Genomic DNA, 25188 nt, shown 5'->3' with positions numbered 1-25188 from the left:
AGTTCATCGCGACCGACATCTCGCAGGTCGCTCGCGGCGGTGTTCTCTTAATAAGTGATTTCGTTGCTCGCCCCGGGACAGGGCTCTCAGACACCCGGCATGCTCAGCCCCTGGCTGGCACTGCCCGGAGCACAAGACCGCCTCGAAGTGTGGTCGAAGGCAGCCGGCCTGGACCTCGTCCGGCTCGGCACGACCGCGACCGCCGAAGAAATCACCGACACCTCGGTAACCCAGCCCCTCGTCGTTGCCGCTGCTCTGCTGGCATACGAGGAAATCGAATCACGTGGGCTCCTCGGCGCCGACGTCATCGCTGCCGGCCATTCGGTGGGTGAGCTTGCCGCTGCTGCGGTCGCCGGTGTTATCTCCGCTGACGACGCGGTCGCGCTTGCCGCCCTCCGTGGCGCCGAGATGGCCAAGGCTTGTGCGCTCGAGCCCACGGGCATGTCAGCCGTTCTCGGTGGAGACGAAGCCGAAGTGCTCGCACGAATCGAAGAACTCGGACTGGAAGCAGCCAACCGCAATGCGGCCGGCCAGATCGTGGCGGCCGGACTGCTCACCGCGCTCGAAGAACTCGCAGCAAACGCACCCGAAAAGGCCCGAGTCCGCGCACTACCCGTCGCCGGAGCTTTCCACACCCGCTTCATGGCGCCGGCGCAGGACGCCGTCGCAGCTGCTGCCGCCAAGATCACCCCTTCCGATCCGACGCGCACGCTGCTTTCCAACTCGGATGGCGCACCCGTCTCCTCGGGCGCCGACGCCCTCACCAAGCTTGCCGCGCAGGTAACCCGCCCCGTTCGTTGGGACCTCTGCTCCGCGTCGTTGCGGACAGCAGAAGTCAGCGCGATCGTGGAACTCCCGCCGGCCGGAACCCTCGTCGGAATTGCCAAGCGTGAAATGCGTGGCACACCGACGGTGGCCCTCAAGAACCCGGAGGATATCTCCGCACTGTCCGAGCTGACCTAGCTCGGACGCCCACCCGGCCGATCAGCCCGAACGGCGGCCGGACGTTTCACCCCACCTCAATCGATCAAGAAGGGAGCCACACCAGTGGCCCACACTCAGGAAGAAATCATCGCGGAACTCGGCCAGATCGTGGAGGAGGTCACCGGTATCGAGCCTTCCGAGGTCACCGTCGACAAGTCCTTCGTGGACGACCTCGATATCGACTCCCTGTCCATGGTCGAGATCGCCGTTCAGACCGAAGACAAGTACGGCGTGAAGGTCCCCGACGAGGATCTCGCAGGCCTGCGCACCGTCGGCGACATCGTCGCGTACATCCAGAAGCTCGAAGCCGAAGGCGCCGAAGCCAAGAACGCAGAGTGAGCCGACCGTGACTTCCGCTTCTACCCGCAAAGGGAAATTCCCCGACATCGTCGTCACGAGCCTCGCGACGTCGACCTCGGTGGCTGGTGATGTGGATGGCACGTGGAAGGCGCTACTCGCCGGCGAAAGCGGCATCGGAATCCTCGATGACCCGTTCATCGACGAGTTCGACCTTCCCATTCGCATCGGCGGGCACCTGAAGGTTTCACCGGACGAGGGCTTGTCCCGCGTCGAAATTCGACGGATGAGCTGGGTGGAACGCCTTGCCCTCACGTTGAGTCGCACGGTCTGGAGCAACGCCGGCAGCCCTGAAGTCGATCAGGACCGCCTGGCCGTTGTCATCGGCACCGGACTCGGCGGCGGCGACACGCTCATCGACGCCGTCGACAAGCTCCGTGGCGGCGGATACCGCAAGGTGTCCCCGTTCTCGGTGCAGATGGTCATGCCCAACGGACCGGCCGCAACGGTCGGACTCGAACTCGGGGCCCGCGGTGGCGTCATCACTCCGGTGTCGGCATGTTCATCAGGTTCCGAGGCAATTGCTCACGCTCACCGCATGCTTGTCATGGGTGACGCGGACATGGTTGTGGCTGGTGGAGTCGAGAGCTTCATCGACGCCGTTCCGATCGCGAGCTTCGCCATGATGCGTGCGATGAGCACCAACAACGACAATCCGGCCGCAGCTTCACGTCCTTTCGACAAGGACCGCGACGGATTTGTCTTCGGCGAAGCCGGCGCCTTGATGATCCTCGAAACCGAGGAGCACGCAAAGGCACGCGGGGCAACGATTCACGCCCGCCTGCTTGGTTCCGGAATCACTTCGGACGGGTACCACATCGTGGCACCGCATCCGGAAGGCCTGGGCGCGGCGCGAGCCATGACCCGAGCAATCGAGATGGCCGGACTGACGAAGTCCGACATCAAGCACATCAACGCCCACGCCACTGCGACGCCGATCGGTGACATCGCAGAGGCAAAGGCAATCAACGCAGCGGTCGGCAATCACGCTGCGGTGTACGGCCCGAAATCCGCGCTGGGACACTCGATCGGCGCTGTCGGCGCCCTCGAATCAGTCCTCACGGTTCTGGCAGTGCGTGACGGGATCATCCCGCCCACGCTCAACGTTGACAGCCAGGATCCAGAAATCGATCTCGATGTCGTCAAGGGTGAACCCCGAACCGGCTCTTTCGATTTCGCACTGAACAACTCGTTCGGTTTCGGTGGGCACAATGTCGCGCTCGCCTTCGGTCGGGCCTAGCCCGAACCGCGGTTTGCACCTGTCCGCGGGTGTCGTTGCAACACAACGTCACCCGCGGACAACACCGACCTTTCGTTCCACCCAAGGCTCGTACTGAAGGAGGACGCGATGACCATCCTGGCCCCCGTGACAAAGTCCGAATCATCGACAGACCCGCGCGATCCTCTTGCGCGCCTGGAAAATCTGTTCGACCCCGGCACAACAGTGCCGCTCCACGCCCGTGACAAGTCCGGTGTGCTCGCCGCGTCCGGAAACATCGACGGCGTCCGCACCATCGCATACTGCTCCGACGCCACTGTCATGGGTGGCGCCATGGGCGTCGACGGTTGCAAACACCTCGTCAAAGCCATCGATACCGCTATCGAGGAAGAGTCCCCCATCGTGGGCCTCTGGCACTCCGGTGGCGCGCGTCTGGCTGAAGGCGTCGAGGCGCTCCACGCCGTCGGACTGGTCTTCGAGGCCATGGTCCGCGCGTCGGGTCTCATACCTCAAATTTCCGTCGTGCTCGGCTTTGCCGCTGGCGGAGCCGCGTATGGTCCAGCCCTCACCGATGTCGTAATCATGGCGCCGGAAGGCCGAGTGTTCGTCACCGGGCCAGACGTAGTTCGTAGTGTCACCGGCGAACAGGTCGACATGGTGTCACTCGGCGGTCCGGACACACACACCAAGAAGTCGGGTGTCGCGCACATCGCCGCACACGACGAGGCCGACGCATTGCACCGCGCGCGCCGCCTGGTCTCGATGATGTGCGAGCAGGGCGAATTCGATCAGCGGGCAGCGGAACTCGGCGACAGTGATCTGCGCGCCATGATGCCTGCCTCCGCGAAACGCGCGTACGACGTTCGTCCGATCGTTCACGAAATGCTCGACAACGTCGAAGGCGAGTCGAGTTTCGAAGAACTGCAAGGCAATTACGCTCGGAGCATCGTCACCGGTTTCGGCCGGATGGCCGGACGCACCGTTGGCGTCATTGCGAACAACCCACTGCGACTCGGGGGGTGCCTGAACTCCGAAAGTGCAGAGAAGGCCGCTCGATTCGTGCGACTGTGCAACGCATTCGGCGTGCCGCTCGTGGTCGTCGTCGATGTTCCCGGGTATTTGCCGGGCGTCTCGATGGAGTGGGAAGGCGTTGTCCGACGCGGAGCGAAGTTACTTCACGCCTTCGCCGAGGCAACGGTCCCCCGCGTCACCGTCGTCACTCGAAAGATCTACGGCGGCGCCTACATCGCGATGAACTCGCGAGCACTGGGAGCCACTGCCGTATTCGCTTGGCCCAACTCCGAAGTAGCCGTGATGGGTGCGAAGGCTGCTGTCGGCATCCTGCACAAGCGGGCCCTCGCAGCTGCACCGGACGACGAGCGTGAAGCATTGCACGACCGACTCGCTGCCGAGCACGAGGCAATCGCGGGCGGCGTCGACCGCGCGGTCGAAATCGGCGTCGTCGACGAGGAAATCGACCCGGCGAAGACTCGCAGCATCGTGACCGCTGCCCTCGCGTCTGCACCATCTGTCCGCGCGCGGCACAAGAACATTCCGCTCTGACAACCCTGGACAGCAAGGTGGGCCTCGCCGATACGGCGGGGCCCACCTTTGTCATTCAAGTCTTTGTCGTTCAAGCCGCGAGAGCACTCCGGGTTCAGGATGGACCTCGGTCAGCTGACACGCCTTCGCAGCCATGTCACTTCGGCACCTTCGCCTGAACTCCGGAAGGGTTCGAGTTCCTCGTCCCACGGTGTACCTATCGCCCGATCGATTTCCGCGGCGATGTCTCCACCGGAATTCATGATGGACCGCAGTTTCATCTCCCCTACGACGACATCACCGTTCGCACTGGTGGATCCGCGCCACAGGCCCAGACCGGGCACATGGCTGTACCGTTCGCCGTCGACGCCGTGACTCGGGTCCTCGGTGACCTCGAACCGCAACATCGGCCACGCGCGTAGCGAGTCGACCAGGCGGGCACAGGTTCCGACGGGACCCGTCCAGTCCGTCGTCGCACGCAGAAGCCCGTCGTAGGCAGGCTGTGAGGTCCATCTGAGCTTGGCAGGGCTGTCCAACGTGGCGGACAAAGCCCAATCCACGTGCGGGCACAGCGCCGCGGGCGACGAGTGGATGTAAACCACACCAGTCGTCACGTCCGCGAATTGATTCATTTCGCGCACTCGAGCCTCCTGCTTCGACGAGGGACGTCTTCCCCAACGACCTCTGTCGAGTTCGTGCAGCACGCTCGATTGAACAGTGTGCCTTGTGTTACCCGTGTTGCGCCAGTGGAAGGAGAGAAATTTGTGCTCTACCGCGAAACTTCACCGACCACGCCATCCGACAATTCGGTCCACAAAGGCTTGGCCCAATCACCGAAATCGCGATCGGTAAGCACGACGCACGCAGTATCGATCGTGGGATCGACCCACAGGAACGTCCCGGACTGGCCGAAATGACCGAAGGTAGCGGCCGAGTTCTCGAGACCCGTCCAATGCGGACGCTTGTCGCCCCGAATTTCGAATCCGAGCCCCCAGTCGTTGGGGCGCTGAGAGCCGTAACCCGGAAGAATTCCGTTGAGCCCCGGGAACTGCACAGTTGTCGCCTCTGCGAACGTCTGCGCCGAGACCAGAGTCGGCGAGAGCAGTTCAGCCGCGAACTTGGCCAAGTCGTCTGCCGATGCCTGCGCACCGTGACCGGCCGGACCGACAAGAGCCGCGCTGGTCATCGCCAACGGCGCGAACACCGCCTCGGCCAGATAGTCGGCAAATTCGATCTCGGTCTCCCGGGAAACCAACTCGGCAAGCACCTCGAACCCCGCACTCGAGTAGATCCGCTTCGACGCCACCGGCGCCTGAACAACACGTTCGGCGAATGCCAATCCCGAAGCATGTGCGAGGAGATGACGAACGGTCGACCCCTCAGGCCCGGCCGGCCCATCCAACTCGACCGCCCCCTCCTCCACTGCCACGAGAATCGCGTAGGCGCACAACAGTTTTGTCACCGAAGCCAGGGGGAAAACATGCGCCTGGTCGCCACTGAAACCACGAATGCGGTCGCCCTCACCGGGATTCTTCCCGGAGAGGACGACCGCTGCCGCATTGTCGACCGGCCACTGCTGGATTACGTCGAGACTGTGAGTACTGGGCACCCGATCAGACTACTGGCACAAGAGTTGCGCTTCCGATCACCAGTCAGCTTCGGTGTAGCGGATGACGCCGCGGATGTTCTTGCCATCCAACATGTCCTGGTAGCCGTCGTTCACGCCTTCGAGCGTGTAGGTCCGAGTCACCATGTCGTCGAGGTTCAGCTTGCCTGCCTTGTACATCGCGAGGAGGTTCGGCACGTCCTGGCGAGCGTTGCCACCGCCGAAAATGTTGCCCTGAAGGTCCTTCTGAAGCATCGCCATCAGGAACAGGTTCAGCTTCACATCCATGTCCGTCAGGTGCCCCATTGCGGTGACGACACAACGGCCGGCCTTTGCCGTCAGAATCATCGCTTCTTCGACGTACTCACCCCTCATTTCGCCGACGGTGATGATCGTCTTCTGTGCCATGCGGCCATACGTAGCGTCGATGATCGGCTGAATGGCAGCGGCAGCGCTTTCGAAAGCGTGCGTTGCGCCGAACTTCAGAGCCTGCTCACGCTTCCACGGCACGGGGTCGATGGCAAAGATGTACCGGGCGCCCGATGCAACTGCACCCTGTAGCGCACTGATACCGACGCCGCCGACACCCATGATCACAACGTCTTCGCCGGGCTTCACATCGGCGATGTGGGTTGCCGATCCCCAACCGGTCGGAACGCCGCAACCGACGAGTGCGGCAACCTCGAACGGAATGTCCTTGTCGATCTTCACCACTGACGACTGGTTCACGACCATGTAGGGCGAGAACGTCCCTAGCAGGCACATCGGGATCACGTTTTCGCCGCGAGCCTGGATCCGGTAAGTGCCGTCACTGATGGCCTGGCCGCTGAGGAGGCCCATCCCGAGGTCACACAGGTTCTGATGACCGGCCGAACACGCCGGACAGGTTCCACAAGCCGGAATGAAGGACAGAACGACGTGGTCGCCGACCTCCAGACCCTTGACCTCCGGGCCGAGCTTGGTGATGACGCCCGAACCCTCGTGCCCACCCATGACGGGGAACGACGGCATCGGGGTCGCGCCGGTGACGATGTGGTGATCGGAGTGGCACATTCCGGCCGCTTCCATGCGAATCTGAACTTCGCCGGCTACCGGCTCACCGATCTCGATCTCCTCGACGGACCACTTTTCATTGAGGCCCCACAGGATTGCACCCTTGGTCTTCACGTCACTTCACCCTTTCATTCGCACACCCGCATCTATCTCTGTGACCATAGCCACAAATCTGCGAAATTGGAACGTGTTCTAACGAAAGATTTTGCACTGCAGGTCAGACGTCCAAATGACCTGGCACAACCGGCGCGGCAACAACGGAATAATGACCCACTGAGTGGGACAGGCCACACGGGCACCCGAAAGTAGAGCCGCCCCGAAAGCACGCAACCATTCGACTCCACCCCCCACCAATCGGTCGGACACAGAGCAGCGGGTCTGAAACAGACCTGGGCATGTTCTGGTGCATCTGAGGTTCGTCCTCAGGTTTTGAAGGTGGTGTTCGCCGGCCGCGGTTGCTGGCCGGGGTCGATCGAGGGTGGTGGGATGAACCAGGGTTTGTTGTCGACACCGATCCGAATCGCCCACTTCCCGACGAACCCTGATTTCCGGTGCATCAACCGGTGGTGCGAACGGCACAGCAGGACAAGGTTGTTCATCACCGTCGGGCCACCGTTGGCCCAGTGCCGGATATGGTGCGCATCCGTCCAGGCAGGCACACATGAACACCCCGGGAACGCGCAGCCCCTGTCTCGGGCGATCAACGCCACTCGCTGTTCGGGGGTGACCAATCGTTTTCCGGGTTTCGCATCGAGCGGTGCGCCGTGATCGTCGAGCAGAACCGTGGACAGGAAACAATCACACCCGAGAAGCCTGGTCTGCGACACCGACAGCGGTCCGAGCCAGGGCATGTGCCCGACATCGAGATCCGATACAGCCATTCCGTCATCAGCAGTGGAGGGTGTCGCGGCGCAGTCCCGATGCTCAGCGAGATCCCCAGCGTTGATGTGCACGTTCACGTGCGGGCGTTGACCACCGTCTGTGCCTGTTTTGGCGCAGTCCAGGTAACGGCGGATCAGTTCGGTGAACCCGTCCGCAGTGCGTTTCGCCGCCGACCGAGAATCCGGGGTTCCATCCGGAGCGGGGGTCGGCATCGTCAGATTCGACAACGCCGACAACAACATTTCACCGGTCAGGGCGTCGAAATCCCCACGCACCACCACCCGACCATTGAGCGTCGACGCGATCCGCAACTCGTTGAGATCGACATCCTCGGCGGGCGGAATCTCATCCGACTCGAACAACCGCTCCAACGTCGCGATCACGTTCCGCACCTTCGTCGTCGTCGCCTCCACACCCGACGCAGCAGCGAGCAACAAATCGATGCACTTCGGGAGCGCCTCCTCCGGCATCCCCTTCGGTGGTGATTCACAGAACGCCACGATCAACACGGCATGATCGAAGGAGCAATCCCCACAACCGAACCGAGCCGCCACACCCGGAAGCGGCCGCAAAGCCGCGCCCAACGCGGCGATCTTCTTCCCGTCCCGAACCTGCAACATCGTGTTCGCCGCCAACCAGGACCCCACACCGCGGCTCGCAATCACCTGATCATCCGGGCGCAACGAGAGTTCGTCGACCACCGCAACACGAACGGCTTCCAGGCGCAGAATCTCCGCACTCGCCTCGACAGCAGCAGCGCGCAACTCCGAAGCAGTCAACCGCCACAACCGTCCACGTAACCCCACCGCAGAACCAGACACCACATCCGACAACAAGACACTCATTGAATCCCCCGATCCCCTCCCCATATCATACTCGAACACCCGTTCGAGTCAAGAGTTTTTCGAGTCAATCCACCGAGCGTCCCGGAATCACCACACCGCATTGATATGCGAGAACCACCAGTTGCGCGCGGTCGCGGACATCCAGTTTCGTCATCGCCCGATTCACATGGGTTTTTGCCGTGACCGCGCTGATCACCAATTCCGCGGCGATTTCGTCGTTGGACATCCCGAGGGCAACGAGGGTTACCACTTCGAGTTCGCGTGGTGTCAATTGACCGAAAATCCCAGAAGTCGAGTCGGCCCGCGACGGAGTGGAAAGGAACCGAGAAATCAACGCGCTGGTCGCAATCGGCGACAGCAAAGAGTTCCCACCTGCGACCGTCCGAACAGCATCGAGTAGATCCTCCGCTCGGATTCCTTTGCCGATGAAGCCGCTGGCTCCAGCCCGGATCGCCTGTGCCACATGCTCATCCACTTCGAAGGTGGTAAGGATCAACACGCGCACGTCGGTCAAATCCGGATGATCGGCAATCATGGCGGTCGCTTCGACTCCGCTGGTGCCTGGCATTCGAATGTCCATCAATACAACGTCGGGTCGGTGCTCGATCGCCGCCTGGAATGCCTGCTCTCCGTCTGCCGCCTCGGCGACCACCTCCATGTCCTCTTCCGAACCGATCAGCAGCGCAAGCGTTTGACGGAAGAGCGCCTGATCGTCTGCCACTACCACCCGAATACTCACGACTCCCCACTCTCCGAACCCCTGGACACCGAGACAAGCGGCAGTTGGGCGTCCACACGAAATCCCCCGTCCGCGCGGAATCCTGCTGAGACCTCGCCTCCCATTGCCTGTGCCCTCTCCTTCATTCCCAGCAGTCCGTACCCGGGCGGTGACGTCGAAGGCACTGCCGTTCCGGAGTTTTCGACCGACAGCACCAGAACCTCGGCTTCGTACGACAACGACACGGTGACGGCCCCTGGCAACGCATGCTTGCTCGCATTCACGAGTGCTTCCTGGATAATTCGGTACGCCGTGAGGTCTACTGCTGGCCCGAGAGGGCGCAGCGAACCCACAGCGCGCACTTCGATTTCCATTCCCGCACTGACGAATTGATCCACCAGTGCCGGTAGATCCGAAAGCCCCGGAGCCGGCTTCATCGAGCGATCACCGTCCTGAGCATCACGGAGAACTCCGACCGTGGCCCGAATTTCATCGAGTGCCGCCTTGGACGTTTCCTCCACTCCGCGTAGTGCAGTCGTCGCCTTCTCCGGGTCTTTCCCGATCAAGTGCGACGCGACCCCGACTTGCCAGGTTGACCAAGGCAATGTGGTGCGCGACAACGTCGTGCAGGTCTCGCGCAATCCGCATCCTTTCTTCGACGACGCGGTGTCGGGCCTCGTCCTCGCGCATTCTTTCCGCTTGCACCGCGCGCGCCTCGACGGACTCCAGATAGGCTCGGCGAGAACGGACCTCGGCGCCGGCAAAACTTGCCATCAGCAACCAAGCCAACAACCCCAGTGCCTCCTGCAGGAGATTGTTCCCCACTCCCAGGAAGATCGTGACGAGCATCAGCGAGCTGACTGTGCTCGCCGCTGCGAAGAAGGTCCTCCGGCGGTCACTCGTGCTGGCAACGTAGTAGAGGCACACCATCGCTGCGGAACCTGTGCCGGCATTCGGCGGCGCTGACAGTGCAATCATCAATACGCCGAGGAGTACTGCCACCGCCAGTGCCGAGAACGGATAGCGCCTTCGGAACACGATGGTTGCCGCTGCGATCGCTGTTACAAGCACTCCCACAACCGTGACCTCGCGGGTGTCATTGCCGTCGAGCGCGATGCGGTGCGCCGTCCACGTGGCAAGGAGCACGAGAATCGCCAGTGCCAGGTCGATGGTGCGCGGGTGTTCCGCACACCATCGACCCCACGTCGATGTCGAAGTCATCGATCTACCGTATCCGGGTCACACCGACAACTTGTCGCTCGTGGGTTCACTGGATTCCTTCGAATCTGCGAGCAGCGCAGTCAACTGCTCCCCCTCGACATCGACGTTCGGGACCAACCGGTCCAGCCATGAGGGGAACCACCATGCCCTCGAGCCCAACAGGGACATGACGGCCGGTACGACGGTCATACGGATCACGAAGGCGTCGAACAGAACCGCGAACGAGAGTCCGAGTCCGATCTGCATGATGAAGGCGTCGCCGCCGAAGATGAAGCCCGCGAAAACGGCGATCATGATCAGCGCCGCGGCCGTGACCACTCGCGCGCCCTGGTCGAAGCCCTTCACGACTGCTTCATCCGGTCCCTCACCGTGGACGAACGCTTCACGCATTCTGGTCACCAGGAACACCTGGTAGTCCATCGCCAACCCGAAGACGATGCCAATCATGAAGATGGGCAACATCGCCACAACTGATCCGGTTTGACCTTCGATTCCGAGAATGCCGGCGAACCAACCCCACTGGAAGATCGCGACCAGCACACCGAACGTCGCACCGATCGAGAGCAGAAATCCGAGAGTTGCCTTGAGTGGTACCAAGATCGAGCGGAACACCAACATCAGGAGGATGAAGGCGAGGCCGACGACCAATGCGAGGTAGGGAACCAGGGCGTCGGCCAGGCGATCCGAAACGTCGATCGTCAACGCTGTCTGACCGGTGACCGACATCGTGGCTCCGGTCTCGTCGGTCAGTGATCCGGCGACCTCACGTATATCTGCGACGAGCGCCTTTGTTGCCTCGGTTTCCGGGCCACTCGAGGGAACCACCGTGATGACTGCTGTATCGCCGGCCTGATTGAGTGCTGGCGGCGTCACTGCCGCTACGTCGGGCAGAGCGCCGAGCTTTTCCTGGGCGCCGCTCAATGCCGCTGCCGGATCTGCGGCGTCGGCAACGTCGACGACCACCATGAGCGGACCGCTGAACCCGGCACCGAACCCCTCGGATAGTCGGTCGGTAGCCCTGGCGGCAGTTGTGTCGGGCACTGGTGGGCTCGCCAAACTCAGGTTGATTCCGAATGTGGGGATCGCCAGCAATCCCAGCCCGAGGACTGACGCGAGCAAAACCGGAACTCGACGCCGGATCACGAACTTGGCCCATCGCGAGCCCGCCCCCTCCGACTGTTTCCGGTGTGTCAGTTCACCGCCGGACGCCAGCAGTCGACGATCAGACCGACTCATGACGCGCGACCCTGCAAATCCGAGTGTGGCGGGCAGCAGCGTCAGTGAAATCACCACTGCAACAGCAACTGCGAATGCTGCAGCCAGACCCATGCTCGTCAGGAACGGGATGTTCACGACGAACAGTCCTGCCAATGCGATGAGCACCGTCAACCCCGCGAACACTACGGCCGAACCCGCCGTCCCCGCTGCGCGGCCCGCAGCAATTTCCGGATCATGTCCGTCACGTAGTTCGGAGCGGTAGCGCGAGACGATGAAGAGCGAATAGTCGATCGCCACGGCGAGCCCAAGCATCATTGCCAGGACGGTTGTGCTCGAACCCAATTCGATGAAACCAGTTGCGATAGTGATCGTGCAGATCGCGATGCCGATGCCGATCAACGCGCTGATCAAGGGAAGCCCTGCTGCCACCAACGAACCGAAAGTGACCGTCAGGACCACAGCGGCGATCGCGACGCCGATCACTTCGCCCATCGATTCGGCGCTGCTTTCCATCAGCACGTTGCCGGCAACATCGACTGCCAGCCCTGAATCCGCGGCGTCGTGGACGGCGGACTCGAGCAGTTCTTTCGAACTGTCCGGTAAGTCCATCGAGTCGGCGGTATAGGAGACCTGCATGTATCCGATCGTCCCAGTCGGCGACACTCCGCCGGAGGCATACGGATCCGATACCGCTGCAATCTCAGGATCCTTCCCGAGCGCAGAGACCAAGTCACTGACGGATTGTCGAATCGCCGGATCGGTGAGCGTCGTGCCCGCCGGAGATTCGAAGACGATGCGAGCACTGGCTCCGTCGGTGGACGATTGCGGAAATCTTTCAGCCAGAAGATCTTGCGCCGCTTGTGATTCGGTGCCCGGAATCGACAACGTATTGACGGTCGGACCGGACAGCGTTGCTGCGCCTACTCCGCCCGCCACCAGCAGGACGACCCAGAAGCCCACCATTGCCCAACGGCGCCGAAACGCGAGTCGCGAGAGTTTGTACAGGAATATCGACATGCGTGTCACTGTGCCGATACACGACCCCGTCGCACATCGTGCACAGGTAGGCAGTTCGACGTACTGCGCTCGCAGTAGGGCGGTGGTCCCCAGTGCTAGACGGGCCGGCCCAACTCCCTCGACCACGGCGGATCCGCCCCGGGACGTGACACGGTGACGGCTGCCGCGCGTGCGGCAAAGGTCAACGCGGCCGACCAATCTGCCTCGGTGAACGCACGCACAACAGCGACGTCGAGTGCGTCGTGACGATCAAGGTAGGCCAACAGGGCTCCGTGAACGGTATCGCCCGCACCGATCGTGTCCGCGACGTCAACCGCGGGCGCCGGCACCGAAACATCGAGTTCCTCGGTGATCAACCGCAACCCGTCACCACCACGGGTGAGCAGGACGGCGCCGACGCCTTCGTGGAGCCACTCGGCGCCGTCGACCGAACCCAACCACTTCGCGTCGTCGTCGCTCACTTTGAGAATATCGATGGCGGGCAACCACGAACGAAACCGTCGTCGATACGCGTCCGGGTCGGAGATCACCGCCGGACGAATGTTGGGGTCCACCATGGTGAGTCGACCGCGGGCGTGTGCTTCGTGCAGCAAAGCTTCGTAGGCAGAGGCCCCGGGCTCGAGCACCAGCGACAGCGTTCCGAACGAGAATGCCCGGGCAGAGGGAAGTTTCGGCAGCGCGAACTGTCGATCCGCCGTTCCCTCGAGGTAGAAGGAATACCGCGCACCTCCGTCCGCTGCAAGGTTCACGACGGCCAGAGTTGTCGGCTCGGGCCCACGTTCGACCCCAGTTGTGTCGACATTGGACGCGGCCAGCGAGTCGATCATCCGATCTCCGAAAGCGTCTGTGGACAAGCGAGAGACGAATCCCACGTCGGATCCGAGTCGACCCAGTGCAATCGCAACGTTGAACGGTCCACCGCCCAACTTGGGTGAGAAGTTCTCCCCCACCGGAACCAGATCAACCAGTCCCTCACCACACACCACGACGGATCGTTCGCGTGTATCACTCATCGGTAGACCCTAACCTTCTCACCAGTCGAAGATGGATGTGACCTGCTCGGCACGAACGAGTTCGGGTGCCGAGCAGGTCACGATTGTGATGGGATTCAGCTACCCACACGCTCGCCCGTAGCCGGGTCGAAGAGGTGAACAAGGCCGTCCACCCGCTCGAAGCCCAGCGTCTGGCCGTACTGCAGCTTCGATCGCCCGCCGGTGCGTGCAACGAGCGAGATCGGGTCGGCTTCGGTACCAGGCACGTGTGCGTAGATGTACGACTCGTTGCCCAGTTCCTCTACCAGGTCGATCTGAGCTGCGATTCCGTCTCCGGCAGCGACCACCTGGAATTGCTCGGGCCGAATTCCTACTGTGACCGAAGCCAGACCGGCCGCGGCGATTGCCGCCATCTGCTCGCGGTCCAGCGGAACCTCGACGTCGCCGAAACGCACCCCACCCGAACTGACCGGCGCCGTTACCAAGTTCATACCTGGAGATCCGATGAAGCCTGCAACAAACGCATTGGCCGGCCGATCGTAAAGTTCGGTCGGAGAAGCGAATTGTTGCAACTTGCCGCCCTTGAGCACTGCCACGCGATCACCCATCGTCATCGCTTCCACCTGATCGTGCGTGACGTAGACGGTGGTGGTTCCGAGACGACGCTGCAACGCCGCGATCTGCGTGCGGGTCTGGACGCGTAGCTTTGCGTCGAGGTTGGAGAGCGGCTCGTCCATGCAGAACACTTGCGGTTCACGAACGATAGCTCGGCCCATGGCAACTCGCTGCCGTTGACCACCGGAAAGCTTGGCCGGCTTGCGGTCGAGATAGTCAGTCAGGTCAAGCAGTTTGGCCGCTTCGGCCACTTTCTTCTTACGCTCCTCAACGGGCACACCGCGCATCTTCAACGCGAACCCCATATTTTCCCCGACGGTTTTGTTGGGGTACAGCGCGTAATTCTGGAAGACCATTGCGATGTCGCGATCCTTGGACGGGACATCGGTCATGTCCTTGCCGTTGATGGTGATCGCGCCGGAATCGATGTCCTCGAGCCCTGCCAACATGCGCAGGGCCGTGGACTTTCCGGAACCTGACGGACCGACGAGCACGATGAACTCCCCGTCGTTGATGTCGAGATCGAGTGAATCGACAGCGAGGGTCCCGGCACCTTCGTAGATGCAAGACGCTTTCTGGTACGAGATTTCAGCCATGACGAACTCCTGAGAGGGTGAGGAGAATTATTTGATTGCACCGAAGGACAGGCCGCGCACCAGTTTGTTCTGGGCGAACCAACCGGCCAGGATGACGGGCAATGCCGCCATGGTCGCTGCCGCGGAGAGCCGAGCCCAGTACAGGCCCTCGCCGGTGATGAACCCGACCAGGAAGACCGGAATCGTCTGTGCTTGAACAGCTGTCAGGTTGACGGCGAAGAAGAATTCGTTCCACGAGAAGATCACGCAGATCAGCGCAGTCGCAGCAATTCCGGGCGAGATCAGCGGGAGGATCACCTCGCGAACCGAGGTCCACAAACTCGCGCCGTCCATGCTGGCAGCTTCGAGAAGTTCGCCGGGGACTTCGAGAAAGAACGAACGCATCATCCACACTGCGATCGGCAGATTCATCGATGTGTACAAGATGACCAGCGCCCAGATGTTGTCGAGCAATCCGATGTCGTTGACGATCACGTACAGCGGCACGATTGCAGCGACGACTGGGAGCATCTTGGTACTGATGAAAAAGAACAGAACGTCCTGAGTCTTGGCTACCGGGCGAAGCGACAATGCAAACGCAGCCGGAACACCCAGTAGCAGAACAAGAATCGTCGACATGGCCGTCGCAAATGCGGAGTTTGCCAGCGTCGTGCCGAGACCGGAGTCGAGGACGGCACGGAACTGTTCGAGGGTGGGAGTGAAGAACAGCTTCGGCGGATCCGTGTAGGCGTCTGCCTCGGTCTTGAACGCGGTGAGGACCATCCAGAAGACCGGGAAGAAGAATCCGAGAGCGGCGATCCACGCCACAACCGACCACGGACTGAACTTGCTGCTCTTCTTTTTCTTGACGACGGGTTTGTCGGTCGTCGCGCTTGTCGTCTCTACGGCAGTCATCACGCCGCCTCCTCGTTGCCGGTGAAGCTCTTGAAGATCAATCGGAGCGCAAGTGTCGACACGATGATCGTCGCGATCACTGTCACGACACCCATCGCCGCAGCTTGACCTACGTCGAAGCCGAGGAACGCGCGCTGGTAGATGTAGAACGGCAGGTTCGAGCTGGCCACGCCGGGCCCACCCGAGGTCATCATGTACACCGCGTCAAAAGTGTTCACGAGGTAGATCGCACCCAGAACTGCACCGAGTTCGATGAAGCGGCGCAGGTGCGGCAACGTCAGTTCGCGGAACATCGCAAACGGCTTGGCTCCGTCCACCCGTGCGGCTTCGAGAACGTCTCGGGGCATGGACTGCAAACCGGCCAGAATGAGCAGCATCATGAAGGGCGTCCACTGCCAGATCAGATTGATCATGACGGCGGCGAGCGGAAACTTACTGACCCAGTCGACCTGGCCGACGCCGAAAGGCTGGAGTACGAAGTTCACGATACCGAACACCGGGTCGAACATTGTTGTCTTCCACAGCAATGCGCCGGCGACGGGAGTGATGAGAAACGGCGTGATCAGCAGTGTCCGGACGATGCCCCGACCAAGGAATGCGCGGTCGAGCAGCAGCGCCAGCGCGAGTCCGAGGATCACCGAAACGATGACCGTACCCACGATCATGATGACCGTGTTGACCGCGACTTCCCGAAACTGACTGTCCTTGAAAACCTCTATGTAGTTGTCGAACCCGTTGAAGTGCCGCGATCCCGGCCGGACAAGGTTCCACGACTGCGTCGAGTAGTAGAGGGTGAACAGAAACGGAATCTGAGTGACGACGATCGAGAAGATCAACGCCGGCAACAGGGGACCTCTACGACGCCAACCCTCGGCGCGGGAGATCTTCTTTTCGACACGGACCGGTGGCGCGTCGTCCACCGTAGTTCTGGGCTCGGCAACCGTAGTCATCGGTTCTCCTGATAGGTCTTGCCGACCACCTCGGCATACTGCTGGGATTGTTCGAGTGCTTCTTTCACGCTCTTCTGACCCGCGATGGCCGCACTGATCTGCTGGCTGACGCGAGTGCCCAGGTCCTGAAACTCAGGGATGGTGAGGAACTGGACGCCGGTGTACGGAACCGGTTGCACTGTCGGGTTTTTCGGATCTGCATTGTTGATCGATTCGAGGGTGATCGGACCGAATGCCTGAGCAGCCTCTTGATATTCCGGAATCTCGTAGGTCGAAAGGCGACTTCCCGGAGGAACTCTCGACCAGCCGAGTTCGGTTCCGACCTTCTGGATGTAGTCCTTGTTCGTCATCCAGGAAATGAACTTCCAGGCGTCATCTTTGTTCTGTGCCGACTCCGGGATTCCGAGCGCCCACGTGTAGAGCCAACCAGGATCGGACTTCTCGACCTTCGGGGCCTTCGCATATCCGATGTTGCCGACCACCTTCGACGAGGCGGGATCTTCGAGCACCGACACAGCCGAGGTCGCGTCGTACCACATCGCCGTGTTGCCTTGCGCGAATTGTGTTGCACATTCACCGAATCCGCTTGTGGCAGGACCCGGCTGACCGTGCTCCTTGACAGTGTCCACGTAGAACTGAACCGCATCCTCGACCTGCGGACTGGTCAACTGCGCATTCCAATTCTCGTCGTACCAGCGTCCACCGAAGGTGTTGATCACGGTGTTCAGCGGTGCGAGTACCTCACCCCAGCCAGGCTTTCCGCGCAAGCAGATTCCCGCCATCTTGGCGTCCGGGTTGTCGAACTGTGCTGCCCAACCTGCAACTTCTTGCCACGTCGGGTCTTCGGGAACTGTAATCCCCGCCTGATCGAACAGATCCTTGCGGTACATCAGGAACGACGACTCCCCATAGAAGGGGACCGCGTACAAACTGTCCTCGTACGACAGAGAAGTCTTGATCGACGGTACGAAGTCGTCCTCGTCGTAACCGGGCGTCGTGTCTGCATAGTCGGACAGGTTCGTGAGCCAACCGTTTGCGGCCCACTGAGGTGTCTCGTAGTTGCTGATCATCACGACGTCGAACTCACCGCCGCCGGTTGCCGTCGACGCTGTGATCTTGGCGCGCGCCTGGTTCTCGGAAAGGCTGACGAATTTGAGGTCGATGCCAGGGTTCTCGGCTTCGAAAGCCGGCGCCAGTTTGATGGCGTCCTGCATCTGCGAGTTCGACACCATCGCGATGGTGACTGTTCGTTCGCCGGAACCACCGAGCGCACCAGCGCCCGCACATCCCGACACCAGGAGGCAGAGCGCCACCGCGGCAGCGCCCCACACTCGTCTTCCTGTTTTCACGGATTACCTTCCTTCACACTTGCGTGTCAGTCGCGCGCTCGGACCGCGAAACTCGTGAGATCGCTAGCCTTCGAGCAGCCACTGGGCGCACTCGACGTCGGTGACGAGTACGTTTGCCAAACCTCCGCGCAATGCGCCCAGAACGGCCTGGCGTTTGTGTGTTCCCCCCGAAATCAGAATCGTCTGATCGCAGGATTTCACTGCGTCGAGCGATACGGAGACCGTTCGCTCAGGCAGTGGCCCCTCCACTGGATTGCCGTCGATCGTGTAGAAACGGCCGCCGATTTCACCGACAGCGCCTCGACTTTCCAACTCGTCCAGCATGGTCGAGTCGACGAAGCTACCGGCAAACAAGGTCGTGGCAGTCGAGACGGCACCAACTCCGAAAACCATGATGTCGGAATCAGTTCCGGCTTGCAGCGCCTTCGAGATCACCGAGTCGTTTCGCATCGACTCCACAGTCGCCGGGTCGGCATACAGCGGAGCGTTGAGACGAATAGGATTGGCCTGCAACTGTTGTGCACATCGGCCGATGGTGAAGTCGACACCGGTCTGGTAGTCGGTCACCGTCATGGAGCCGTCAAGTTGTACCACAGCCGAGCACTTCGCGGCCTTGTCTGGCAAAGATCCTGCTACCGCAACGGTTTCCGGACCCCAGGTAAACCCGAGAACGCTCGACGGCTGCAGACGACGAACCAGAACTTCCGCTGCTCTTCGACCGAGTGCGTCGAAGTCCGGGTCGTCCGCATCCGAAATCGCTTCGGGGACGATCAACACTTCGGCCAACCCGAAGTGCTTCTCCAGCTTCGATTCCAACTCCGTGTTCACCGAACCTTCGAGCTCCGGCGGTACCAAAATCTCGACCCTGACCAAACCTTGCGTCCGCGCCCTGGCCAACAGTCGCCCGGCTGTCGGCCGCGAGACGCCCAACTTCGCTGCAATCTCAGCCTGAGTGGCACCTTCGAGGTGATACATGGTCGCTGCCCGCAAGGCGAGCCGCACATCTTCGGAAGCGGGCAACTTCGACGTCTTGAGTCCTGTGGGCTGAGCCGACTGGTTCACACGGTCTCCTTGTGCATCAGGTTCAAAGTTTCTCGATCGTGAGCAAATGCTCACTAGATGTTCTTATGCTCATTAAGCTAACATCTACGTTGTGACGCACACAACAGTTTCCGGAGAATCCGTCGATCTACCTGCGACAATTCGGGCAAATGTCCTCGTCGAGACCGGAAAGATGCAGATGGTCGAGAGACCACGACCGTTCCCGAAGGCGGGTGAAGTCCTCGTTCGCATCCATGCCGTGGGCGTGTGCGGGTCGGACGCGCACTACTTTCACGAAGGTCGCATCGGCCCTTACGTAGTCAACTCACCGCTCGTTCTCGGACACGAAGCATCGGGACGCATCGCTGCGGTCGGTGACGGCGTCGACCCAAGACGCATCGGGCAGCGTGTCTCCATCGAGCCTCAGAAGCCCGATCCGACAAGTCCCGAATCCAAGGCAGGCAGATACAACCTCTGCCCTCATATGGAGTTCTTCGCGACGCCGCCGATCGACGGTGCGCTGACCGACTACGTCACGATCGGTGCCGACTTCGCCCATCCCATCGCAGATTCCGTGTCCTACGAGGCAGCTGCGCTGTTCGAGCCACTTTCCGTAGGGATCGCCTCAGCCCAGAAGGCGGGGATCACTGCCGGCTCTCGGGTGTTGATCGCCGGCGCCGGCCCGGTAGGAATCGTGACGACGCAGGTGGCCAAGGCATTCGGCGCGACGGAAGTCATCGTCTCGGACATCGACGCGGCCCGGCGTGATGTGGCACTGAAATTCGGCGCAACAACCGTCGTTGATCCACGTGAGAGCGACGTACGCTCGCTGGCCGTCGACGCATTCATCGACGCGTCGGGTGCCACGGCCGCAGTGATCGACGGGATTCACGCAGTTCGGCCCGCTGGAACCGTCGTTCTGGTCGGAATGGGTGCCGACGAGATACCGTTGCCGGTCCCGATCATTCAGAATCGCGAACTGATGCTGACCGGAGTGTTCCGGTACGCCAACACGTGGCCGATCGCCGCCGCATTGGTCGCTGCCGGGCGCGTCGATCTGGACTCGATGGTCACAGCACGCTTTTCACTCGAACAGTCGCAAGAGGCCCTGGTGGCCGATCGCATTCTCGGCAGCATCAAAGCCGTAGTCATCGTCGCCGAAGGAGACTAGTACTTTCATGGAACTCAATACGAAGACCCTGTTCGACTTCGATGCTGCACTCGAAGTGCCGAACTACGACCGGAGCAAAGTCACTACTGGCATAGTGCATTTCGGTGTCGGAGGCTTTCACCGTGCACACCAGGCCATGTACATCGATGATCTCCTGCGACGCGGTGAGGGCTTCGACTGGGGAATCTGCGGAGTGGGAGTGATGCCGTCGGACAAGCGGATGAAAGACGCTCTCCGCGCGCAGGACTGCCTCTACACGCTGGCGCTCAAGCATTCCGACGGAACCCTCGAGGCCCGGGTCATCGGGTCGATCGTCGAGTACCTGTTCGCTCCAGAGGATCCGGAGGCGGTGATCGAAAAGATGGCATCCGAATCGACAAAAATCGTATCTCTCACCATCACCGAGGGCGGATACAACATCTCGCACACTACGGGCGAGTTCGACGCGTCCCATCCCGATGTGATGCACGATCTCGAGCCGGGAACACTCCCCCGCACCACCTTCGGTCTGATTTGTGCGGCACTCGCACTCCGTCGCGACCGGGGCCTCACCCCGTTCACGATCATGAGTTGCGACAACATCGAAGGCAACGGATCGGTCGCCAGGACGGCTGTCGGAGCGTTCGCCGCCCTGAAGGATCCCGAACTTACGGAGTGGATCGACGAGAACGGCGCCTTCCCCAACTCCATGGTCGACCGGATCACACCCGTCACGACAGCCGAGGTGACCACCGAGATCGCCGAGACGTTTGGCGTGGACGATCAGTGGCCGGTCGCAGCTGAGCCGTTCACCGCGTGGTTCCTCGAGGACGAGTTCACCTCAGGCAGGCCACCTCTGGAGAATGCCGGCGTCAATCTCGTGCCGGATGTTCGCCCGTACGAACTGATGAAACTGCGCCTTCTCAATGCCAGCCATCAAGGCATCGCGTACTTCGGCTACCTTGCCGGATACCGTCTGGTCCACGAGGCATGCCAGGACGAACTCTTGTCAGGATTCCTGCTCGACTACATGAATCTGGAAGCGACGCCGACCCTTGATCCGGTACCCGGCGTCGACCTCGATCAGTACAAGAAGACCCTCATCGAACGATTCTCGAACCCCCAGGTCCGCGACACGATTGCACGTCTGTGCGCCGAATCGTCCGATCGAATTCCCAAGTGGCTGTTGCCCGTCATCCGAACCCAACTCGACACCGGTGGGTCGATCAACCTGTCCACCGCAATTGTCGCCAGCTGGGCCCGCTACGCCGAGGGCACAGACGAGAACGGAGATCCCATCACCGTCGTCGATCAGCTGTCGGACACTCTGGTGCCGCTCGCCCAGAAACAGTCGAGCGACCCGTTGGCCTTCATCGGGTACCGCCAAGTGTTCGGCGATCTCGTGGACGATCGCCGATTTGTCGCTAGCTTCCGAAAGACGCTCGACTCGTTGCACTCCGTCGGAGCCAGAAGGACCCTCGAGGAGGTACGCGGGCTCTGACTACGCCGAAACGTCGTGCAGGTGATGGATCGGATCGTGAATGAAGTAGGCCGCCAACGATTCGACGGTGAACGCCGATCCGTCACTGCGGAGACCCCGTCGGTGGCGGCTGCCCTCCGGCACGGTTTCGAAGGCATTCGCGACCTCCGCCGCGGCGTCGGACAATTCCGATGCCACCGTTGCCGGATCCTGGTCGTTGTACCGCTCGGTCTCAGCTGTTGCGTCTTGATCCCAGTTCTCGAATCTCGGATCGTCGAATTCGAGCATCTGTTCCAACCGCACCTTGAAGATCCGGAACACGTCGCGTACGTGGGCGGAATACTCCAGCGCTGACCATGTGTCGCTGTCCGGTCGCTCCGTCACATTTTCGCGCTCCAGTACCTCGGCCCACGAGATGGCATTGCTACGCACAAGATCTGGAATATCCGCGAACGCCACAGCGGACGAATCAAACCCGCACTCGCCGCATGGGCGTTCGAGGACCCAGGTCCAGTTCTTTGTATCCGGGGTGATCGGCATGCATCGAGAATAGTCCGCGGGAGCGGAGTCGGTCTGCTTCGATTGGCCGATGAAGCGCATCATGGTCGGTATTGCGATTCCATTCGTGCTGATGCTTACTTCGTGTGGCGGGGACGGGGGCGACGCCGAACCACACGAACTCGCCTTCACATGCGACGACGCACATGCGTACCTCGAAGTTTTCGGGACGGTCGAGGCGGCGTTAGCCCGGCTACAGAGCCCTGGATGGAACGATGTCCCTGAACTCGCGGGTTCCGCCAGCGCCTGGGCAGCGTTCACACCACAACAGCAGACTGCGATAGTCAGTTCACTTCATGCGGCTTCCCGAGGTGAATGTTGATCCGTATTTCGGTGCCGGTATCCGGCATCTGACTCCGTCGACAAGATTTGCCGGTCGATACTCGGATCGGCCGAAGAACTGGACATACTCCGACTGATTCCACGTCGCCGATCGATCGAGTCCGCGATGACACGAGCGGACCGCACGACGACTGGAGAGGATTCGACGCTGAGGCGTGTGAGCGCACCCAAGAAGCCTTCGAAGCAGCGAAATCGGGATCGTGCGACCGAGCAACGCCGGAGGCCTGATTCGCCGGTCGCACAACAGAATTACAAACGACGACGTAACTACGTCATTCCGTTCGTGACAAAATACTCGTTCGTCGGCGACGGACCGATCACTTCGATTTCCTCGACGGGTCTCGTCGCCCCTCACGTGAAGGGCGTCGAGTCGACATGTACCCCTTCCGAACGCAGTAAATGCTCGGCCGCACAAATCAACAGGGAAAGGGATTCGTACGAGAGTCCCTCGATCGCATGCATCAGCCTGTCAGGCGCCGGAATCGACCGGTCGACCGGCGAACCCTCGGATCTCCGCACAGAAAGCACGGTCGAGAGTTCTCGTTGATTCACCACCTGACCTGCGCTGTTCGCTCGCTCGAACATGGCATTCAGCCGCTGGACCAGTTCCTCACCTTCAGCTGATCGAATAGTGTTGCCGAACAGCCTGTTTCCATGATCGGCTTCGACACCAGGCCCGATCGAGTTCTTGATTGTCACAGTATGTTCTCCGTTACGTTGGTCTGTCAGGTTGATCAGGGGTGCGACCCGGCGCAATTCACAGAGCCTTTATCCGTGCCGCCCAACGGCGTCGCGTCCATCGACAGCAGACGAATCTCCCCCGGCGCCCATCGGCTTCCGGTAGCGAGACCTTCAAGTTGCTGTTCACTTGCAGTTCGTCGTTACACTTTAACAATAGTTGTAACGCATCGACAAGTGTTTTGTTCCGATTGCCCGGTTTTGCACCCGATCAAGGCAACTACTGAGCTCTCGCGGGCTGCGGATTCTGCAATTCACGAAGCTCGGCAAAATGGATCCGACGCAGACAAGGACGGCGAGACTGCCCTCGTTGGCTCTCGTTTCCAGTGATCGAGCACGAAGTCCTCAATGGTGATGACCCAAGTCCGACAGCGCTTTTCAGACAGAGAAAGGGCCCCGCAGTTGCGGGGCCCACTATCGTTGCCGTTCCTCGCGTGGAGTCGTTTCCGACAGTCGGCTGCCGGTCAGCGCGTCAACATTTGGGTGCAGCCGAGCCGCGGGGGGACGGCTCGACTGCCTTGTACCTACACCGGTAGGCACGTCTAAAGCGTGACACTTCTGTACGTCGAGCACATACGCTGAAATACCCGGATAGGTACCTACTTTTCCTTCACGTCCGGCACGTCGCTCGCTCGGTTGCGCCCAATTGCACTGCGCTCCCGATACTTGTCGAGGATTGGGTATCCGGATCCGAGACTTTCACCTCGTCCGAGATCGACGATCGCGGTACGACATTTACTTGTGTAGCCACGAAGGATCAACTCAGCCGTACCCGCATGCGCGTTGCGTGCGATTCAATACCAACTACGTGTGGGCAACTGCACCAACTACCTGTGGGCAACTGCCCTGTTGATTGCACTCTGCGCACTTGTCGCCGTTGCGATCGTCGGCAGCATGACTTTCGACAAAAGTCATTGGGTCTGACCTGCGGGCTCACGGCAACTGAATGTGGGGCGGGCGGGGCTCGAACCCGCGACCAATGGATTATGAGTCCACGGCTCTAACCGACTGAGCTACCGCCCCATCCGGATGCGATGCATCGCGGCGAATCCGAATGTTACCGGCACATCCGACGCGGATCACAATCGGGCAGGCGGTGACGCGTTGCACTCTTTCGAGTCGAGTCTTCCAAGGTTGGTCGGCACAGGCGCGATGAGCCGATACCGTGGGAGTGCACACCCCACGGAACAGGATCACCACATGAAGCTTGCACTGACCGAATTCAAGAACTCGAAGGCCACGATCCGGATCATCATGTCCGACGGCGCGAAGCTGAACGGCACCGTCACCGATTTCACCGAAGACACTCTCGTTCTCAATTCTCCGAATGGTGTCTACTACATCAACCCCAGCCACATCGTCCGACTGTTCGAGCCTTCGGATCGCGCAGCGAAGTAAGCGCACCGGCCGAACAGTTCGACGGTTCCGCCGAAAGCCCGACGCAGAGTATTGCGTCGGGCTTTTCGCATCTCCGCCGCCATCATCTTCGCTTCGCGTTCACTGATGCTGATGCCGCCTATCCTCTCCGACATGGCGAACGACAGCGGACCACCTGAACTCGTGTTGTTCGACCTGGGCGGTGTGCTGTGTCGATTCGAGCCTGACCGTCGCGCCGCAGAACTGGCTGCGGCAATCGGCGTCACGGAAGACGAGATTCATGCCCTCGTGTTCGCGTCCGGGTTCGACCAGGAATGCGATCTCGGCATTCACTCCGAAACCGCGATCCTGGAACGCTTTCGACGACTCGGGTTTCCTGGTGACCGCGACGAGCTACGCCGAGCCTGGGCCAAGGCCTTCATCCCGGACCGCGCGGTCATCGAT

At 61.1% G+C, this 25188-nt stretch carries 24 protein-coding genes and 1 tRNA gene; 7 read left to right on the top strand and 18 right to left on the bottom strand.

Annotated features, from left to right (window positions below; genetic code table 11):
• Positions 1-54 precede the first annotated feature (54 nt).
• The 4 genes from G4D79_RS17080 (at position 55) to G4D79_RS17065 (ending at position 4123) form a co-directional block, all read left to right on the top strand.
• Positions 55-963: an ACP S-malonyltransferase gene (locus G4D79_RS17080; protein WP_064689135.1), complete on the top strand. Its 909-nt coding sequence runs from the start codon at positions 55-57 to the stop codon at positions 961-963.
• A gap of 84 nt (positions 964-1047) precedes the next feature.
• Complete coding sequence (acpM, locus tag G4D79_RS17075) at positions 1048-1323, top strand: meromycolate extension acyl carrier protein AcpM (protein WP_003941649.1); 276 nt, start codon at positions 1048-1050, stop codon at positions 1321-1323.
• Positions 1324-1330: 7 nt separating this feature from the next.
• Positions 1331-2581, top strand: a complete 1251-nt coding sequence (locus tag G4D79_RS17070) for a KasA/KasB family beta-ketoacyl-ACP synthase (protein WP_003941591.1) — start codon at positions 1331-1333, stop codon at positions 2579-2581.
• A gap of 108 nt (positions 2582-2689) precedes the next feature.
• Positions 2690-4123: an acyl-CoA carboxylase subunit beta gene (locus G4D79_RS17065; RefSeq protein ID WP_003941597.1), complete on the top strand. Its 1434-nt coding sequence runs from the start codon at positions 2690-2692 to the stop codon at positions 4121-4123.
• Between the two features lie 110 nt (positions 4124-4233).
• Here G4D79_RS17065 and G4D79_RS17060 read toward each other — a convergent pair whose 3' ends face one another.
• The 14 genes from G4D79_RS17060 to G4D79_RS17000 all read right to left on the bottom strand — a co-directional run bounded on the left by G4D79_RS17060 (position 4234) and on the right by G4D79_RS17000 (position 19120).
• Positions 4234-4743 carry a DUF3145 domain-containing protein gene (locus G4D79_RS17060; protein ID WP_042445731.1) on the bottom strand — a complete coding sequence of 170 codons (510 nt, stop codon included), beginning with the start codon at positions 4741-4743 and terminating at the stop codon, positions 4234-4236.
• A 128-nt stretch (positions 4744-4871) separates the two neighbouring features.
• A complete protein-coding gene (locus G4D79_RS17055; RefSeq protein WP_007735479.1) occupies positions 4872-5711 on the bottom strand; it encodes a serine hydrolase in 840 nt (279 codons plus the stop codon).
• Positions 5712-5747: 36 nt separating this feature from the next.
• The gene (locus tag G4D79_RS17050; protein WP_007735481.1) at positions 5748-6875 is read right to left on the bottom strand and encodes an NDMA-dependent alcohol dehydrogenase; all 1128 of its coding nucleotides are present in this window, start codon (positions 6873-6875) and stop codon (positions 5748-5750) included.
• Between the two features lie 308 nt (positions 6876-7183).
• The gene (locus tag G4D79_RS17045) at positions 7184-8488 is read right to left on the bottom strand and encodes an HNH endonuclease signature motif containing protein (RefSeq protein ID WP_214514260.1); all 1305 of its coding nucleotides are present in this window, start codon (positions 8486-8488) and stop codon (positions 7184-7186) included.
• Positions 8489-8552: 64 nt separating this feature from the next.
• The gene (locus tag G4D79_RS17040; RefSeq protein ID WP_042921920.1) at positions 8553-9227 is read right to left on the bottom strand and encodes a response regulator transcription factor; all 675 of its coding nucleotides are present in this window, start codon (positions 9225-9227) and stop codon (positions 8553-8555) included.
• The gene (locus G4D79_RS34585) at positions 9224-9772 is read right to left on the bottom strand and encodes a sensor histidine kinase (RefSeq protein ID WP_250887537.1); all 549 of its coding nucleotides are present in this window, start codon (positions 9770-9772) and stop codon (positions 9224-9226) included. Before G4D79_RS34585 ends, G4D79_RS17040 begins: the two co-directional genes overlap by 4 nt.
• The gene (locus tag G4D79_RS34580) at positions 9696-10427 is read right to left on the bottom strand and encodes a histidine kinase (RefSeq protein ID WP_250887536.1); all 732 of its coding nucleotides are present in this window, start codon (positions 10425-10427) and stop codon (positions 9696-9698) included. The genes G4D79_RS34585 and G4D79_RS34580 overlap by 77 nt, the downstream gene beginning before the upstream one ends.
• An 18-nt stretch (positions 10428-10445) precedes the next feature.
• Entirely contained in the window at positions 10446-12662 is a 2217-nt protein-coding gene (locus tag G4D79_RS17030) for an MMPL family transporter (protein ID WP_064689215.1), read from the bottom strand.
• Between the two features lie 95 nt (positions 12663-12757).
• Positions 12758-13675 (bottom strand): carbohydrate kinase, encoded by a 918-nt coding sequence (locus G4D79_RS17025; protein WP_058227207.1) that lies wholly within the window; start codon positions 13673-13675, stop codon positions 12758-12760.
• A gap of 95 nt (positions 13676-13770) precedes the next feature.
• Complete coding sequence (locus G4D79_RS17020) at positions 13771-14865, bottom strand: ABC transporter ATP-binding protein (RefSeq protein WP_042450146.1); 1095 nt, start codon at positions 14863-14865, stop codon at positions 13771-13773.
• A gap of 27 nt (positions 14866-14892) precedes the next feature.
• Positions 14893-15759: a carbohydrate ABC transporter permease gene (locus G4D79_RS17015; RefSeq protein WP_050657016.1), complete on the bottom strand. Its 867-nt coding sequence runs from the start codon at positions 15757-15759 to the stop codon at positions 14893-14895.
• Complete coding sequence (locus G4D79_RS17010; RefSeq protein WP_058227205.1) at positions 15759-16709, bottom strand: carbohydrate ABC transporter permease; 951 nt, start codon at positions 16707-16709, stop codon at positions 15759-15761. The genes G4D79_RS17015 and G4D79_RS17010 overlap by 1 nt, the downstream gene beginning before the upstream one ends.
• Entirely contained in the window at positions 16706-18058 is a 1353-nt protein-coding gene (locus tag G4D79_RS17005) for a sugar ABC transporter substrate-binding protein (RefSeq protein WP_058227204.1), read from the bottom strand. Before G4D79_RS17005 ends, G4D79_RS17010 begins: the two co-directional genes overlap by 4 nt.
• Before the next feature lie 63 nt (positions 18059-18121).
• On the bottom strand, positions 18122-19120 hold the full coding sequence (locus G4D79_RS17000) for a sugar-binding transcriptional regulator (RefSeq protein WP_054827191.1): 999 nt from the start codon (positions 19118-19120) through the stop codon (positions 18122-18124).
• Between the two features lie 139 nt (positions 19121-19259).
• On the opposite strand from G4D79_RS17000, the gene G4D79_RS16995 reads away from it, so the two are divergent.
• Entirely contained in the window at positions 19260-20270 is a 1011-nt protein-coding gene (locus G4D79_RS16995; RefSeq protein ID WP_063316289.1) for an NAD(P)-dependent alcohol dehydrogenase, read from the top strand.
• Positions 20271-20277: 7 nt separating this feature from the next.
• Entirely contained in the window at positions 20278-21750 is a 1473-nt protein-coding gene (locus G4D79_RS16990) for a mannitol dehydrogenase family protein (protein WP_214514259.1), read from the top strand.
• On the opposite strand, the gene G4D79_RS16985 is transcribed toward G4D79_RS16990, so the two are convergent.
• The 3 genes from G4D79_RS16985 to G4D79_RS16975 all read right to left on the bottom strand — a co-directional run bounded on the left by G4D79_RS16985 (position 21751) and on the right by G4D79_RS16975 (position 24390).
• Positions 21751-22269, bottom strand: coding sequence for a DinB family protein (locus tag G4D79_RS16985; RefSeq protein WP_065456305.1), 519 nt, complete (start codon positions 22267-22269; stop codon positions 21751-21753). It lies immediately after the preceding gene.
• A gap of 711 nt (positions 22270-22980) precedes the next feature.
• A complete protein-coding gene (locus G4D79_RS16980; protein ID WP_054781977.1) occupies positions 22981-23328 on the bottom strand; it encodes a hypothetical protein in 348 nt (115 codons plus the stop codon).
• 988 nt (positions 23329-24316) lie between these two features.
• Positions 24317-24390: transfer RNA gene (locus G4D79_RS16975), tRNA-Ile, on the bottom strand.
• A 177-nt stretch (positions 24391-24567) separates the two neighbouring features.
• Here G4D79_RS16975 and G4D79_RS34575 point away from each other — a divergent pair.
• On the top strand, positions 24568-24765 hold the full coding sequence (locus tag G4D79_RS34575) for a hypothetical protein (protein WP_223304512.1): 198 nt from the start codon (positions 24568-24570) through the stop codon (positions 24763-24765).
• A gap of 99 nt (positions 24766-24864) precedes the next feature.
• Here G4D79_RS34575 and G4D79_RS34570 read toward each other — a convergent pair whose 3' ends face one another.
• The gene (locus G4D79_RS34570) at positions 24865-25077 is read right to left on the bottom strand and encodes a hypothetical protein (protein ID WP_250887535.1); all 213 of its coding nucleotides are present in this window, start codon (positions 25075-25077) and stop codon (positions 24865-24867) included.
• Positions 25078-25188: the final 111 nt, after the last annotated feature.

This window comes from Rhodococcus sp. WY5 (assembly GCF_018588185.1).
Classification (GTDB): Bacteria; Actinomycetota; Actinomycetes; order Mycobacteriales; family Mycobacteriaceae; genus Rhodococcus_F; species Rhodococcus_F qingshengii.
The sequence above is the reverse complement of the archived record's forward strand: the minus strand, read 5'-3'. Positions and strand labels throughout refer to the sequence as shown.